Source organism: Ferrovibrio sp. MS7 (genome assembly GCF_038404985.1).
GTDB classification, from domain to species: domain Bacteria; phylum Pseudomonadota; class Alphaproteobacteria; order Ferrovibrionales; family Ferrovibrionaceae; genus Ferrovibrio; species Ferrovibrio plantarum.
The window spans coordinates 1,423,053-1,438,791 of the sequence record NZ_JBBKBA010000001.1 but is presented as its reverse complement, the minus strand read 5'-3'; the positions used below and the strand labels follow the sequence as shown (position 1 = coordinate 1,438,791).

At 63.9% G+C, this 15,739-nt stretch carries 14 protein-coding genes; 9 read left to right on the top strand and 5 right to left on the bottom strand.

Going from position 1 to position 15,739, the window contains the following annotated elements; translation table 11 throughout:
* Nucleotides 1-3: 3 nt before the first annotated feature.
* The 4 genes from V6B08_RS06855 to hisN are packed head-to-tail and all read right to left on the bottom strand — an operon-like array spanning nt 4 to nt 4,793.
* Nucleotides 4-1,164: an iron-containing alcohol dehydrogenase gene (locus tag V6B08_RS06855; protein ID WP_341979032.1), complete on the bottom strand. Its 1,161-nt coding sequence runs from the start codon at nt 1,162-1,164 to the stop codon at nt 4-6.
* 20 nt (nt 1,165-1,184) lie between these two features.
* Nucleotides 1,185-2,567, bottom strand: coding sequence for an aldehyde dehydrogenase family protein (locus V6B08_RS06850; RefSeq protein WP_341979030.1), 1,383 nt, complete (start codon nt 2,565-2,567; stop codon nt 1,185-1,187).
* A gap of 7 nt (nt 2,568-2,574) precedes the next feature.
* Nucleotides 2,575-3,927 carry a glutamine synthetase family protein gene (locus tag V6B08_RS06845; protein ID WP_341979029.1) on the bottom strand — a complete coding sequence of 451 codons (1,353 nt, stop codon included), beginning with the start codon at nt 3,925-3,927 and terminating at the stop codon, nt 2,575-2,577.
* Nucleotides 3,928-3,974: 47 nt separating this feature from the next.
* Entirely contained in the window at nt 3,975-4,793 is an 819-nt protein-coding gene (gene hisN, locus V6B08_RS06840; RefSeq protein WP_341979028.1) for a histidinol-phosphatase, read from the bottom strand.
* Nucleotides 4,794-4,918: 125 nt separating this feature from the next.
* Between hisN and V6B08_RS06835 the strand changes: the two genes are divergently transcribed.
* From V6B08_RS06835 to V6B08_RS06815, 5 genes are all read left to right on the top strand, one after another.
* Nucleotides 4,919-5,926, top strand: coding sequence for an ABC transporter substrate-binding protein (locus tag V6B08_RS06835; RefSeq protein ID WP_341979026.1), 1,008 nt, complete (start codon nt 4,919-4,921; stop codon nt 5,924-5,926).
* 77 nt (nt 5,927-6,003) lie between these two features.
* Nucleotides 6,004-6,996 (top strand): ABC transporter ATP-binding protein, encoded by a 993-nt coding sequence (locus V6B08_RS06830; RefSeq protein ID WP_341979025.1) that lies wholly within the window; start codon nt 6,004-6,006, stop codon nt 6,994-6,996.
* A 2-nt stretch (nt 6,997-6,998) separates the two neighbouring features.
* Nucleotides 6,999-8,684 (top strand): ABC transporter permease subunit, encoded by a 1,686-nt coding sequence (locus V6B08_RS06825; RefSeq protein WP_341979024.1) that lies wholly within the window; start codon nt 6,999-7,001, stop codon nt 8,682-8,684.
* Nucleotides 8,685-8,688: 4 nt separating this feature from the next.
* Nucleotides 8,689-9,456, top strand: a complete 768-nt coding sequence (locus V6B08_RS06820; protein WP_341979023.1) for a DeoR/GlpR family DNA-binding transcription regulator — start codon at nt 8,689-8,691, stop codon at nt 9,454-9,456.
* 15 nt (nt 9,457-9,471) lie between these two features.
* Nucleotides 9,472-10,368: a 3-hydroxyacyl-CoA dehydrogenase NAD-binding domain-containing protein gene (locus tag V6B08_RS06815; RefSeq protein ID WP_341979022.1), complete on the top strand. Its 897-nt coding sequence runs from the start codon at nt 9,472-9,474 to the stop codon at nt 10,366-10,368.
* Here V6B08_RS06815 and V6B08_RS06810 read toward each other — a convergent pair.
* The gene (locus V6B08_RS06810; protein ID WP_341979021.1) at nt 10,352-10,771 is read right to left on the bottom strand and encodes a VOC family protein; all 420 of its coding nucleotides are present in this window, start codon (nt 10,769-10,771) and stop codon (nt 10,352-10,354) included. The genes V6B08_RS06815 and V6B08_RS06810 overlap by 17 nt on opposite strands.
* Before the next feature lie 255 nt (nt 10,772-11,026).
* Here V6B08_RS06810 and V6B08_RS06805 point away from each other — a divergent pair, with 255 nt between their 5' ends.
* From V6B08_RS06805 to V6B08_RS06790, 4 genes are read left to right on the top strand one after another with little or no spacing between them, the layout of a single operon-like run.
* A complete protein-coding gene (locus V6B08_RS06805; RefSeq protein WP_341979020.1) occupies nt 11,027-11,827 on the top strand; it encodes an ABC transporter ATP-binding protein in 801 nt (266 codons plus the stop codon).
* Entirely contained in the window at nt 11,827-13,749 is a 1,923-nt protein-coding gene (locus V6B08_RS06800) for an AMP-dependent synthetase/ligase (protein WP_341979018.1), read from the top strand. Before V6B08_RS06805 ends, V6B08_RS06800 begins: the two co-directional genes overlap by 1 nt.
* Nucleotides 13,749-14,636 carry a branched-chain amino acid ABC transporter permease gene (locus V6B08_RS06795; RefSeq protein ID WP_341979017.1) on the top strand — a complete coding sequence of 296 codons (888 nt, stop codon included), beginning with the start codon at nt 13,749-13,751 and terminating at the stop codon, nt 14,634-14,636. The genes V6B08_RS06800 and V6B08_RS06795 overlap by 1 nt, the downstream gene beginning before the upstream one ends.
* 7 nt (nt 14,637-14,643) lie before the next feature.
* The gene (locus V6B08_RS06790; protein ID WP_341979016.1) at nt 14,644-15,717 is read left to right on the top strand and encodes a branched-chain amino acid ABC transporter permease; all 1,074 of its coding nucleotides are present in this window, start codon (nt 14,644-14,646) and stop codon (nt 15,715-15,717) included.
* Nucleotides 15,718-15,739 lie beyond the last annotated feature (22 nt).

Below are 15,739 nucleotides of genomic sequence, written 5' to 3'. Positions count from 1 at the left end.
CAATCAGCCCAGATCGCCGGCCACCGCCTTGCGGAAGATCTTTTCCAGCGCCGCCGCATCCACCGGACAGGGATTGCCGCCGGCGGAAGGATCGGCTTCGGCCATGCGGCCAATCTCGGCGGCACGGTCCACCGGCACCTTGATCTCGGCCAGGGTGTTCGGAATGCCGAGTTCGCGGCGCCAGGCCAGCACCCAGTCGAACACCGCCTGATAGCCGCTGCCCGGCAGGTCGAGCACGCGGGCGAGCAGGTTCATGCTTTCGGCAATCGCCGCCTTGTTATGCTGCATCACATAGGGCAGCAGCACGGCATTGGTAAGGCCGTGATGTGTGTCGTAGACGGCGCCAATCGGATGCGCCAGGGCATGCACGCCGCCCAGGCCTTTCTGGAATGCCGCCGCGCCCATGGAAGCCGCCGCCAGCATGCGCGAGCGCGCCTCAATATCCTTGCCATCGCGATAGGCACGGCCGAGATAATCCTTGCACAGCCGCATGCCTTCCAGCGCGATACCGACCGCCATCGGATGGAAACCCGGCGCGCAATAGGCCTCGAAGCAATGCACGAAAGCATCGACGCCGGTGGCCGCCGTGATATGTGGCGGCAGGCCGAGAGTAAGTTCCGGATCTGCGATCACCAGGGCCGGCAGCATGCGCGGATGGAAGATGATCTTCTTCTCGTGGGTATCTTCCTTGGTGATCACCGAGGCGCGGCCGACTTCAGAGCCGGTGCCAGACGTGGTCGGCACCGCCACCACCGGCGCCATGCCGGCGACGTTCACGCGGTCGGCATTGTCGCCGACATCCTCGAAATCCCACAGCGGCCGGTCCTGGCCGACCATCAGGGCCACCGCCTTGGCGGCATCGACACCGCTGCCGCCGCCGAAGGCAATCACGCCATCATGCTTGCCGGCATGATAGGCGGCAACGCCGGCATCGACATTGGCACCCGTGGGGTTGCCCTTGACGCCGGCGAACAGCCCGGTGGGCAGGCCGGCGGCTTCATTGCCGGCAATCGCCGCCAGCACCATCGGCGCATTGGCGAGGCCGGCATCGGTGATCAGCAGCGGCCGCTTCATGCCGAGCGAACGGCAGGCCTGGGGCAGTTCCTTGATACGGCCAGGGCCGACCCACATGGTGGTGGGGTAATTCCATTTACCGACGAGCATGGGGCGGACTCCAGAGAGAATTAGGTGTTCAGGCGCAGGTGGAAGGATTTCGGCCGGGTGAGTGATTCGAAACCGACCGAGGAGAGCGTGCAGCCGCGGCCGGAATTCTTCACCCCGGTCCAGGCCAGCGCAGGATCAAGATAGTCGCAGCGGTTCATGAACACCGTGCCGGTCTCAAGCTCGGCGCCAAGACGTGCTGCGGCCTCTGCATCCTTGGTCCAGATCGCCGCCGTAAGTCCATACTCGCTGTCATTCATCAGCTTCACGGCCTCGGCATCCGAACTTACCTTCATGATACCGATGGCGGGCCCGAAGGTTTCCTCCGACATCAGCCGCATCTTGTGCGTCACGTTCACCAGCACCTGTGGCGCCATGTAAGGCGTACCCTGGCGGTCGGCACCGAAAGGCCCTGGCGCCACCAGCGACTTCGCGCCCTGCGCCACCGCTTCCGCCACCTGGCCGCGCACAAATTCCGCCGCCGCGGCGCGCACCATCGGGCCGAGATTGGTCTCGGCCTTGGTTGGATCGCCAAGCACATATTTCTTCGTCAGATCGACAAAGCCATCGACGAAGGCATCGTAGAGCTTTTCATGCACATAGATGCGCTCGATGCCGCAGCAGGATTGCCCGGAATTGAAGAAAGCGCCATCGACCAGGTTTTCCACCGCATGGGCGAGATCGGCATCCGCCCGCACATAGGCCGGGTCCTTGCCGCCAAGCTCAAGCCCGGCACCAACGAAGCGGTCGACCAGCGCCTGCTGTACCGCATGGCCGCCAGCCACCGAGCCGGTGAAGGCGACGAAGCCGACGCGGGCATCGCGCATCACCTTGTCGGCATCGGCATGGCTTAAATGCAGGTACTGGAACACGCCATCGGGCAGGCCCGCTTCACGGAACGCCTCGGCATAGCGTTCGGCGCAGAGCGGCGTCTGATGCGAATGCTTGAGCAGCACCGTGTTGCCGGCCAAAAGGGCCGGGATCACCGCGTTCACCGACGTAAGATAGGGATAGTTCCACGGCGCGATGACAAACACCACGCCATGCGGTTCGCGGCGGATGAAGCGGCGGAAATTATCCTTCGCCGCTGGTTCGATATCGGCAAGCGCCTGCGGCGCAATGTCGATCATGTAGCTGGCGCGTTCATTGAACCCGCGCACCTCGCCGGGCGTCTGACCCGCTGGACGCCCCATCTGCCACGTCAGTTCCGTGGCGATATCCGCGCCCTTGGCGACAAATGCCGCGACTGCCTTGCGCAGCACTTCCTGGCGCTGCTTAAGCGGCGTGGCCCGCCAGGCTGCGCCGGCAGCCACTGATTTCGCCAGAGCTGCCTCGATGGCAGCGGCATTGGCCAGTTCGCGTTCGACATAGACCCGGCCGTCGACCGGGCTGACACATTTCAACATGCAGACCTCAGATGATTTCGAAATAGCGCGCCAACTGCCAGTCGGTGATCGCCTTGCGGTATTCCCGCTCCTCCCATTCGCGGCTGGCGGCGTAATGCTCGACGAAGGCATCGCCGAACAAATCGCGCGCCGGCTTGCTCTTCTTCAGGCGGCCAGCCGCCTCGAACAGCGTCCGCGGCAGTTGATACTTGGCCGGCAGGTCCACGGCATAGGCATTGCCCTGGATCGGCGCCGTCGGCTCGATCTTGTTTTCCACGCCCCAGAGGCCGGCGCCAATCGCCGCCGCCATGGCGATATAGGGGTTGATATCGGCTGCAGCGATGCGGAATTCGACGCGCTGCGACTTCGGCGAGCCCGGAATCGCGCGCAGGGCCGTGGTGCGGTTCTCAACACCCCAGGAGGCTTGGGTCGGCGCCCAGAAGCCGGGGATCAGGCGGGTGTAGCTGTTCACCGTGCAGGCGACCATGGCGAGCAGCTCCGGCAGCAAAGCCTGCTGGCCGCCGATGAAATGCCGCATCGTGTCGGAGATATTGTGCTTCTGCTTCGCGTCGTGGAAGACTGGCTTGCCATCCTTCTTCTTCAGCGAAAGATGGATATGGCCGCTCTGGCCCGGCCAGTCATGCGACCATTTCGCCATGAACGTGGCCATCTTGCCCTGGCGTTGCAACAATGCCTTGGTGAAGGTCTTGAACAAGGCCGCCTTGTCGGCGGCATTCAGCGCCTCGTCCACAGTGATGGCGGCTTCCAGCACACCGGCGCCGGTTTCGGTATGCAGCCCCTCCAGCGGGAAATCCATCTTCACGCCAAGATCCATCAAGTCGTGATAGAGCGAGGATTCGACCGAATTGCGCAGCACGGAATAGCCAAAGAAGCCCGGCGTGATCGGCTTCAGGCCGCGATAGCCCTTGTCGCGGATCGAATGCGGGGTTTCGTCGAAGACGAAGAATTCGAATTCGCAGGCGCCCAGCACCTTGTAGCCGAGCTTGTCGGCGCGTTCGAGCACGCGGCGCAGCACGGCGCGCGGGCAGACCGTATCCGCCGGGGCCGAGAATTCGCCGAGGAAGAACAGGGTGTTCGGCTCCCAGGGAATATCGCGGCAGGTATCGGGCAGCACACGCACCGGGGCATCGGGATAGGCGGTGTGCCAGCCGGTATAGCTGACATTGTCGTAAAGCTGGTCGTTGGAATCCCAGCCCAGCACCACGTCACAGAAGCCGAAGCCGCTATCCAGTGCCGAGAGGAATTTCTCTACCGAGATATATTTGCCGCGCAGGATGCCATCGACATCGAAGGCACCGACCTTGACGCGGTCGATCTTGCGTTCGGCGATAATACGCCGTGCATCGGCTACGGTTTTCACTTGCCTCGACTGCAACGCCATCCTAGCCATCCCCCGTTCTGCCCCGTTCAAGACTTATTGATCAACCCCAGCGCCCAGGCATGCAAGGCCGGCGAGGCAGCCGCGACAACGCGGCCATCCGAACCGAGCCTCAGCGGCTGGCCATTCCAATCCGTCACCACGCCACCGGCCCCCTCGATCACCGCCACCAGCGGCAGGTAATCATAGGGCTGCAGGCCGACCTCGATGACGAGATCGACATAGCCCGCCGCCAGCAGGGCATAGGCGTAGCAGTCGCCGCCGAAACGGCGCAGCCGCACAGCATTGCTCACGCGCTCGAAGCCGGCCCGTGCCGCGCCCTCGAACATGTCTGGCGAGGTGGCATAAAGCACCGCTTCCGCCGGATCTTTACAGCCGCTGACCCGGCACGGCGCATTATTGAACCGCGTCGGCTCACCCGCCTCGCCGACCCAGGTTTCATGCAGCGCCGGCATGTCGATCAGCCCGAGCTTCGGCACGCCATGCTCAAGCAGGGCGATTAAAGTGCCGAAAAGTGGCAGGCCGGTTACAAAGCTCTTGGTGCCGTCGATGGGGTCGATCACCCAGGTATAGCGGGCACCCAGGCGTTCGGCGCCATGCTCCTCGCCATAGATGGCATGCTCCGGGTGGCGCTCGGCAATTATGGAGCGCATGGCCGTCTCGATGGCACGGTCGGCCACCGTCACCGGGCTATGGTCCGCCTTATGCTCCACCGCCAGTTTCTGCCGGAAATAACGCTGCGCGATGGGCCGCGCCGCAGCCGCCAGGGCCTGCGCCGTGGCCCGCAGGGCGGGGCCGGGTTCAGTGGGGGCTGGCTGGGAGCCGGAAGGGGTGACGGTAAGTGGCATTTTGTGGATTTGTGTGTTTCTGTGGAATTTATATAGACGCCCTTGCGCTTCTCTGCAACAATTCCGCAATAATTCAGGGCAGGGTTTCCACGATTCCGCAAATCCACGCTACCAAGGGGGATATTATGAAGCACAATCTGTTCGGCTGGGCCGCTGGCGCCCTGCTGTTGGCCGCCGCGGCGCAAGCGCAGGCCGGCACCATCACGGTCTATACCGCGCTGGAAGAGGACGAAATCGCCGATTACGTGGCGCAGGCGAAAAAGGACATCCCGGATGTGACGGTGAATGTGCTGCGCCTTTCCACCGGTGATCTCGGCGCCCGCATCCTGGCCGAGGCCGGCAACCCGCAGCATGACGTGATCTGGGGCTGGGCCGTCACCAACATGATGGACACCCGCGTGCTGGCGCTGGCCGAACCCTATGCCGCCAAGGGCACGGAGAAGATGGGTAGCGCCTATGTCGCCGCCGACAAGAAGTGGTTCGCCGCCACCGGCTATATCGGCGCCTTCTGCGTCAACACCGAACGCCTGAAGCAGAAGAACCTGCCGATGCCGAAGAGCTGGGCCGACCTGCTCAATCCCGCCTTCAAGGGCGAGATCGCGATGCCGAACCCGGTATCCTCTGGCACCGGCTATCTGCAGATCGTGTCGATCCTGCAGAAGATGGGCGAGGAGAAGGGCTGGGCTTTCCTCAAGCAGCTCGATGGCAATGTGAACCAGTATATCAAGTCTGGCTCCCGCCCCTGCCGCCAGGCGCGCGCCGGTGAATTCACCGTCGGCACCTCGCTGGCCTTTGCCGCCATCAAGTCGGTGGAGGAAGGCTTCCCGCTCGCCATGGTGCTGCCGGCAGAAGGCGCTGGCTATGAACTGGAAGCCTCGGCCCTGATGGCTGCCTCGAAGAACAAGGCGGATGCCAAGAAGTTCCTCGACTGGACGCTCTCGGCCAACGCCGCCGGCCTCTATGGCAAGTACAAGGAACTGGTGACGCTGCCGGGCTTCAAGCCGGGCAAGGTGGCGCGCGAAGCCGGCATGCCGGAGGATCCGGGTACGGTGCTCTACAAGATGGATTTCGCCGCTTCCGCCGCCCAGCGCGATGCCATCCTGGCGCGCTGGAACAAGGAAATCGGCCGCTAAGGCGACATCACCCCGGGCGGGCAACCGCCCGGGGTTTTTCTTATCCCCAAGACCAGAGCCGAGCGAACAGACCCACCATGCATCTCGTCATCGACAGCGTGCGCAAGAGTTTCGGTCCCGTGCTGGCGCTGGACAATGTTTCGCTCTCGCTGGAAGCAGGCGAGTTCGTCTGCCTGCTCGGGCCGTCGGGCTGCGGCAAGACCACGCTGCTGCGCATCATCGCCGGCCTGCTGATGCAGGATTCGGGCACCATGACGCTCGCCGGCCGCGACCTGAGCAAAGTGCCGGCGCGGCAGCGCGGTTTTGGCATCGTGTTCCAGAGCTATTCGCTGTTTCCCAACATGACGGTGGCCGACAATATCGGCTACGGCCTGAAATTACGCGGCACGCCGCGCGAACAGATCGACCGCCGCGTGACCGAATTGCTGGCACTGATCAAGCTGCCGCAAGTGGCGGAACGCTTCCCCTGGGAGCTTTCCGGCGGCCAGCAGCAGCGCGTGGCCCTGGCCCGCGCCATCGCTGTCGATCCCAGCCTGCTGCTGCTGGACGAGCCGCTTTCGGCCCTGGATGCCAAGGTGCGCGCCGAACTGCGCGAGGAAATCCGCGACGTGCAGCGCCGCCTGAAGATTCCCACCGTGATGGTGACGCATGACCAGGAAGAGGCCCTGAGCCTTGCAGACCGCATCGTCTGCATGAGCCGAGGCCGCATCGAGCAGGCCGGCAGCCCGGCTGATCTCTACCTGCACCCGGCCACTCGCTTCGTTGCCGACTTCATGGGCGTGAGCAACCTGATCGAGCCGGGCAAGCTGCAGGCTGCGCGGCCCGAATTGCTGCAGGGCTGCCCCGGCAACGACCACCTGCTTTGCCTGCGGCCCGAGCATGTGGCCCTGCGCCAGGGTTCCTTCGGCACTGTGCTGGCGGTCAGCTTCCTCGGCAATATCACGCGGCTGAAACTCGATACGCCGCTTGGGCCATTGGTGGCTGAGGAAAATGGCCGCTCGCGCTTCGCGCCGGGCGACGGCATCGAGATCGCGGTCGACCCTGCCCGCGCCGCCTGGGTAGCGGCCTGACCATGGCTGCATCGCCGTCACCCGCTTCGGCACCGGGGCCGGCGCAGGATTCCAGGGACCGGTTGTTCAATCTCGCCTGCCTGCTGATTCCCGCCGCCGCCCTGCTGCTGTTCTTCGCCTATCCGATCGGCATGATGGGCTATCGCAGCCTGCTGGAGCCTGATGGCTCGCTGGGCTTTGGCAATTTCGCTCGCATCCTGACATCGCGCGGCTTCGCCAAGGCACTCAACAACAGCCTGATCATGGGCCTGGCGACCACGGCGCTGACCGTGCTGCTTGGCCTGCTGGTGGCCTTCGCACTGCATCGCTGCCGGCTGTGGCTGAAGGCGGTGCTGCTCGCCATCATCTCGCTGCCGATCATCGCGCCCTCCCTGGTGCAGGGCCTCGGCCTGATCTTCCTGCTCGGCCGCAATGGCCTGATCAACAAGAGCTTCGGCCTCAATGTCGAGATCTACGGCTTCTGGGGCCTGCTGATCGCCAACACGCTCTATGGCCTGCCACAGGCGACCATGATCATCGGCGCCGCCCTACGCCATGCCGATGCGCGGCTGTTCGAGGCAGCGGAAGTGATGGGCGCTTCGGGCTGGCGCCGCTTCATCGACCTCACGCTGCCGAATATCCGCTATGGTCTGCTCAGCGCCGTCTTCGTGGTTTTCACCGTCACCATCACCGATTTCGGCAACGCGGCAGTAATCGGCGGCGACTACACCGTGCTGGCGATCGAAATCTACAATCAGGTCATCGGCCAGATGAACCTCAATCTCGGCGCCGTGGTCGGCATGCTGCTGCTGCTGCCCACCCTGCTCTCCTTCTATTTCGAGCGCCTAGCCAGCCAGCGGCAATTCGGCACCCAATCGGAAAATGCCGTGCCTTATATCCCGCCCAAGGACCCGTGGCGCGATGGCATTGTCGGCGGCCTGGCTTGGACGGTGGCCCTGCTGCCGCTCACCGTGGTCGGCGTGGTGGTCTATGCCAGCTTCATGCGGCTATGGCCCTACCGCCTGGATTTCACTTGGCGGCATTACGATATCAAGCTGGCTGGTGGCTATGATCCGCTGTGGATCAGCATTGGCATCTCGGCGGCCGCGGCCGCCTTCGGCACAGTGTTCCTGTTGCTGCTGGGCGTGGCGCTGAAACGCATGAGCGGGCCATTCGCGCGCATCATCTACTTCATCGCCATGCTGCCGGCCGCCGTACCCGGCCTGGTGCTGGGCCTCGCCTATGTATTCGCCTTCAACCAGCCCGGCACGCCACTGATGCTGCTCTATGGCAGCGCCGCTCTGCTGGCGATGTGCAATTTCTACCACTATCACACGCAAGGGTTTGTCACCATGACGACCGGCCTGCGTCAGATACCGCCAGCGCTGGAAGAAGCCGCCACCTGCATCGGCGCTTCCACCTGGCAGGTGGTGCGCGATGTCTATGTGCCCTATACATTGCCGGTGCTGATTTCCGTGTTCTTTTTCCTGTTCATGAGTTCGATGGTGACGCTGTCTGCCGTGATCTTCCTGGTAACGCCGAAGCTGATGCTGGCCGCCGTCACCGTGATGCGCCTGGACGAAGGCGGCTTTACCTCGCAGGCCGCCGCCTTCTCCACCGTGATCATGCTGGTGGTTGCCGCCTCGCTGCTGCTGGCGCGCGGTGCCGTGCATCTGGCGCAGCGCCGGGCGCGGTTGCCGGGAGTATAAGAAAATGTGGGCGCAGGAACGCCATATCCGCATCCAGGGGCTGCTGCACCAGTTCAAGCAGATGTCCGCCGACGACCTGGCACGCGACCTGGATGTCTCGCGCGAAACCATCCGCCGCGACCTGCTGGAACTGGAAGCCGCCGGCCTGCTGAAGCGGGTGCATGGCGGCGCGGTGCTGCCAGATCCGCCGAGCGAGGCGCCCTTCGCCGACCGCCTGCAGGTACGGCGCAAGGAGAAACAGGCCATCGCGCGGGCCGCCATCCGGGAAATCAAACCGGGGCAGGTCTGCTTCGTCGATGCCGGCTCCACCACGGCCATCCTCGCCGCCGAACTCGGCAAGATCGCCGGCTTGACGGTGATCACCAATTCCATCGACGTGGCTTCGACGCTGAACGGCCTGCGCCAGGATGTGACCACCCTGCTGCTCGGCGGCCGGCTGCATAGCGATGTGCCCGGCACCTATGGCGAACTGACGTTGAGCGAAATCGCGCGCTTTCGCGCCGATGTCGCATTGCTCTCGCCGGTGGGCGTGCATCCCGAACATGGCGCCACCGACTTCGTGCTGCATGAAGCCGAAATCGCCCGCAGCATGATCCAGCAGAGCCAGCGCGTCATCTTCCTGGCCGACCACGCCAAGATCGGCACGGTGAGCCGCGTCTCGATCTGCCCCTGCAGCCGCATCGACATGGTGATCACCGATGCCGGCGCCGACCGCCGCCAATTGGCAGCCTTGCGCCAGGCCGGCTTAGGCGAAACAATCCTCGCCGAGTGATCGGCGGAGGAAACCTTGTCTCACATCGCTATTGTCGGCGGCGGCCTGATCGGCGCGAGCTGGGCTGCCCTTTTCCTGGCCCATGGCGCCAAGGTGGTGGCCTGGGATCCCATCGCGGCCATGCGCCAGAGCTTCACCAAGCGCACCGATATCATGCGCCGCCAGTTGCGCCCGCTTGGCCTCAAGGCCAAGGGCGAGTTGCGCGTGGTCGCGACACTGGCCGAAGCCGTGCGTGATGCCGCCTGGATACAGGAGAATGCGCCGGAGCAGATACCGCTGAAACGCGCGCTCTATGCCGAAATCGAAGCCTTGAACACCAGGGCGCTGATCGCCTCCTCCACCTCCTCTTTCCAATGGTCTGAACTCGCCGCCGAAATGAAGTGGCCGAACCGGCTGGTGGTGGCGCATCCCTTCAACCCGCCGCATCTGGTGCCGCTGGTGGAAATCTACGGCCGCACCAAGGCGGCGGTTGATCAGGCTTTCGCCTTCTATGAAGGCTTTGGCAAGGAACCGATCCGGATCCGCCGCGAAGCCGCAGGCCATGTCGCCAACCGTCTGGCCTCGGCCTTATGGCGCGAGGCCGTCAATATCGTTGCCGAAGGCATCGCCGACGTGGAAGACGTGGACAAGGCGCTGGTGGAAGGCCCCGGCCTGCGCTGGGCGATCCAGGGTGCCCACATGACCTACCATCTCGGCGGCGGCGATGGCGGCCTGAAGCATTATCTCGACCATCTCGGCCCGAGCCAGGAAAAGCGCTGGCGCTCGCTTGGCTCACCGACGCTGGATGCCGCCACCAAGCGCAAGCTGGTGCAAGGCATTGTGAAGGAAAGCCGAGGCCGCAGCATCCCGCAACTTGCCGCTGAGCGCGACGCCATGCTGTTGGCTTTGCTCAAGCTTAAACGCCAAAAGTGACGTAGCCCTCCGGCGAAATCGGCCAGGCCGGATTCCAGGCGATTTCCCAGGCATGGCCATCGGGATCGGCGACATAGCCGCAATAGCCGCCATGGGGTGGTGCAAGCGCTGCCCGCAACAGGCTGCCGCCAGCCTGGACCAGCGCCCGCATCAGCGGCTCGACGGCCGCGCGGCTGGTCACGTTATGCGCCAGCGACATGTTTCCGGGCGGCATCACCGCCCGGCCACTATCGGCGGCGAGTGCCGAAGCAAGCCAGGTGCCGAGCATCAGGCCGTTCATCTGGTAGAAGGCAATCTCGTCATTCTGGAACACCGGCTGCCAGCCAAAGCCAGCGGTATAAAAATGCCGCGAGCGCGCCAGATCGGCGACGCCCAGGGTGATCACGGAAATCTGCTGCTGCATGAGCCTCGTCCTTGTACGCCCCAGTTAGGACGCCTCACCCGCTGACGGCAAGGGGTGGTGAACTCACCCAAGCCCTGGAGAGCGTGATTGACTCCGCCTAATGAATGCCATTCAATAAGCCCAATCGAGGCCCGACCAGAAACATGAGTCGGCCCATAGGAGGAAACGGATGCGGCGCGCGGCAGGCGAGCCCATCGGCCATGGCGTTGCTGCGCCCGGCCGGCAGGGGATTACCAGTATGGGCAAGGCAGTTTGATGAGCGGCGACCGCGTTCTGGAATGCCGTGGCATTGAACGCTCCTTCGGCGGCCTCAAGGCGCTGAAGGGCGTGGACCTGCATGTCGACCGCGGCGAAATCTTCGGCCTGGTCGGCCCCAATGGCTCGGGCAAGACCACCATGGTCAATGTGGTGACCGGCTTCTATCCGCCCAATGCCGGCCAAGTGCATCTGTTCGGCCAGAATATCACGGCGGTCAAACCGCACCGCGTCGCCAGCCTCGGCGTGGCCCGCACCTTCCAGAATCTGGCGCTGTTCCGGGGCATGAGCGTGCTGGACAACATCCTGCTCGGCCGCCATGTGCGAATGCGGCCAAGTGCGCTGGCATCACTGTTTTACTGGGTCTGGGCGGCACGCGAGGAGCATGAGCATCGCCGCGCGGCGGAAGACGTGATCGACTTCATGCAGTTGCAGGATATCCGCGACGAGCCGGTGGAAACCATTCCGATGGGCCTGCAGAAGCGCGTGGAACTGGCCCGCGCCCTGGTGGCCGAGCCACGTTTCCTGATCCTGGACGAGCCGATGGCCGGCATGAACCAGGAAGAGAAGGAATATATCGCCCGCTTCATCCTGGATGCGCGCGAGGAACGCGGTGTCACCATCCTGCTGATCGAGCATCACATGGATGTGGTGACCGCGATCTGCGACCGCATCGTGGTGCTGAGCTATGGCGAGATCATCGCCGAGGGCGAGCCCAATGCCGCTATTGCCAAGCCCGAGGTGGTCTCTGCCTATCTGGGCAAGCGCGCCGCCGCCCGTGTTGCTGCCGGGGGCCATTGATGAACGCGGCTCATTTACACGATAGCCTGGCGCCCAGCACCCTGGTGGGCGCCCTGGCGCATAATGCGATGCGCTATCCCAACCGCGTTGCCTTCCGCGAGCGCGACTATGGTATCTGGCAGGAATTCACCTGGCCGCAGGCGCGCGACCGGGTGCTGGCACTGGCCGCAGGCTTCGAGGAGTTGGGCGTCGAACCCGGCCATGCGGTGATCGTGGTGGGCGACAACCGCGCTAATCTGTATTTCTCGATGCTGGCGGCGAATGTGCTGCGCGCCTTCCCCTCGCCGATCTATCCCGATGTGCCGGTGGACGAACTCGACACCTTCACCCGCTTCGGTTCGCCAAAGCTGGCAGTGGCGGAAGACCAGGAACAGGTCGACAAGTTGATGGGCCTGCGCGAACGCACCGGCCGCCCCCAGGTGATCCTGTTCGACGATCCGCGCGGCTTGGGCCATCAGCGACCCGAGGGGGTGCTGGCGCTGGAAGAGGTGGCCGAAAAAGGCCGCGCCCGGCTGCAGGCGGAAAGTGGCCTGGCCGAAAACCTGCTACTGCGGGCACAGCCTGACGATATCTCCGTGCTGCTCTATTCTTCAGGCACCACCGGCCTGCCCAAGGGCATTCCGCTGCGCCATCGCAATGTGGTTGGCGGTATCAGCAATGCCGCCAAGGGCGGCTATTTCCGCCAGCATGAAGAACTCTTTGCCTATCTGCCCACCGCCTGGGTCGGCGACTTCGTGTTCACGCTCGGCGCCGGCTTGCTGATGACGGCAACGATCAACATCCCCGAGCGCCAGGAAACCGTGCTGAGCGATATCCGCGCCGTGGCACCGACTTTCTATCTCGCCGCGCCGCGCGCTTGGGACAACATGCTGACCCGCGTGCAGGTCGGCATGGCGGATTCGACACCCCTGAAACGCTGGCTGTTCGATGTGTTCATGCCGCATGCCATCAAGGTTGAGCAAGGCCGCATGAACGGTCAGCAGCCCAGCCTGCTCGACCACTTGAAACTGGCCTTGGGCGAAATCTTCGTCTATGGCCCGATCAAGGATTATCTCGGCCTCACCCGCGCTGAACGCGCCTTCACCGGCGGCGAAGCGATGGGCGAGGACACCTTCCTGTTCTTCCGCGCGCTGGGTATCAAGCTGAAGCAATTCTACGGCCAGACCGAGACCGCTGCGCTTTCGGCGGCACAGACGGAAGGGGCGGTGAAGTTGCAGACCGTCGGCAAGCCGATGCCGGGCGTCGATATCCGCATCGACGATAGCGGCGAAATCCTGATTCGCTCGGCTTCCGTGATCGACGGTTATTTCGATGATGCCGAGGCCAGCGCCAAGGCATTCTCCGATGGCTGGCTGCGCACCGGCGATGCCGGCTACCTGGACGAAGACGGCCACCTTGCCGTGCTCGGCCGCGTCAGCGAAGTAGTACGCACGGCGGCGGGCGAACGCTATATCCCGAACTATATCGAGAACCGGCTAAAATTCAGCCAGTACGTGCGCAACGTGGCGATCCTCGGCGCCGGCCGGGATTATCTCACCGCCATTGTCTGCATCGACCTCGAAGCTGTAGGCCACTGGGCCGAGAAGCGTTCGATCACCTATACCTCCTATGCCGAATTGTCGCAGAAGCCGGAAGTGCTGGAGCTGATCCAGGGCGTGGTGGCGCATGTCAATTCGCTGCAGCCGGAAGCCTTGCGCATCCGCCGCTTCGTGAACCTGCACAAGGATTTCGACGCCGATGACGGTGAAATCACCCGCACCCGCAAGCTGCGCCGCAACACCATCGAGGAACGCTACGGCAAGCTGATCGAGGCGCTCTATTCTGGCGTGAAGGATGTGACCTTCGAGGCCGAAATCACCTACGAGGATGGCTCGAAGGGCAAACTGAGCCGCGTGCTCGCGATTCGTGAGGGGGCGGCCTGATGGATTACCTGCTGATCCTGGAACTCGGCGTCAATGGCGTCTTCGTCGGCCTGATGTATGCCCTGGTGGCGCTGGGCATGGTGCTGATCTACAAGACCTCCGGCATCGCCAATCTGGCCCAGGGCGCCCTGGCGATGACTGGCGCCTACATGGCCTGGGTAGTGTCTGGCCCGCTCGGCATCCCGATCTGGCTCGCTGTACCGGTGGCCATCGTCGGCATGTTCGGCTTGGGTGCCGCCACCGAGCGCCTGGCTTTGCGCCGCATGATTGGCCAGCCGGTGATCATGGCGATCATGCTGACGCTGGGTATCGAAATCATGCTGCGCGGCCTGCTGCCGGGCATGGCCGGCGTGGCGGTGAAGCGCCTCGATATCGGCATTCCCGGCTCGCCGCTCTTTCTCGGCGACCTGCTGATCAACCGCTCCACCATGATCGGCGGCGCCGTGTCGCTGCTGATGATCCTGGTATCGCTGCTGCTGTTCAATTCCCGCCTCGGCGTGGTGATGCGCGCGGTGTCTGACGACCAGACCGCTTCCTGGGCGGTGGGCATCCGTGTCGAGCGCGCGATTGCGATTTCCTGGGGTCTGGCTGCCGCCAGCGCCACCGTTGCTGGTGTGATGTGGGGCGCTACCCAGGGCGTCGACTGGTCGCTATCGCTGCTGCTGATCAAGGCCCTGGCCATCGCCATCCTGGGCGGCCTTGACTCGATCCCCGGTGTGCTGATCGCCGGATTGATCGTCGGCGTGGCGGAAAGCGTTGCCACCGGCGTGCTCGATCCGCTGGTTGGCGGCGGCACCCGCGATGTCGTTGCTTCCGTCATTATCCTGCTCACCCTGCTGCTGAAGCCGCACGGCTTGTTTGGCCGCGAACATATCGAACGGATCTGAGGGCAAGATGTTTTACCGCCGCTCCGGCATCCGCTTCACCAAATACAGCGACGAACGCCAGATCTGGCCGTTGCCGCTGGACCGCCGCCTTGCCGGCTTCATGCTGCTGCTCGGCCTTGCCGCGCCGTTCCTGGTCGACCGCCTCTATCTCGTCGGCTACCTGCTGCCCTGGATCATCTGGTCAACGGCAGCCCTTGGCCTGAACATGCTGATGGGCGTGGCCGGCCAGGTGCATCTGGGCTATGGCGCGGTGATCGGCATCGGCGCCTATGCCTCAGTGCATGCGGTGCGCGCCGGCGTGCCGTTTGAAATCGCCATGCTGCTGGGCGGCGTGGTTTCCGCCAGTGTCGGCATCGTGTTTGGCGCCGCAGCGCTCCGTGTGAAGGGCCTCTACCTCGCCATGGCGACCCTGGCGATGCAGTATATCGTCGATTTCGTGATCTCCCATGTGCCGGCGATCAGCGGCGGCAGCCAGGCTTCGATCACCGTGCCGCCGATCACCTTCCTCGGCATCGCCGTGCAGGGCGACCGCGCGGTTTATTATCTGGCGCTGGCGATCTGCGTCATTGTCACGCTGTTCATGCTCAACCTGCGCCGCACCAGCCTTGGCCGCGCGCTCGCCGCCGTGCGCGAGAAGGACTATGCGGCGGAAGTGATCGGCGTCGATACCTTCCGCTTCAAGCTGCTGGCCTTCTGGGTTTCCTCCTTCATCGGCGGCGTGGTCGGCGCCGTGCTGGCGGTATGCTACTTCCGCCAGATCTCGCCCGAGCAGTTCCATATCGAACTCTCGATCCAGCTTATCGCCATGGTGATCGTCGGTGGCATGGGCAGCGTGCTGGGCAGCTTCTTCGGCGCCGCGCTGATCCTGTTCGCCCCCATCGTACTGAACAACCTGATCGGCACGCTGGCCACCAGCTTCGCCTGGCAACTCAGCGCCGACCTGCGCGCGCATCTGCCGCTGATGCTCTATGGCGCCATGATCGTCGGCTTCCTGCTCTGGGAGCCACTCGGCCTGGCCAAGATCTACAACAATATCCGCAACTATTTCCTGGTATGGCCATTCCGCCATGCCCAACGCTGAAGTGCCTAACGAAAAACACAGG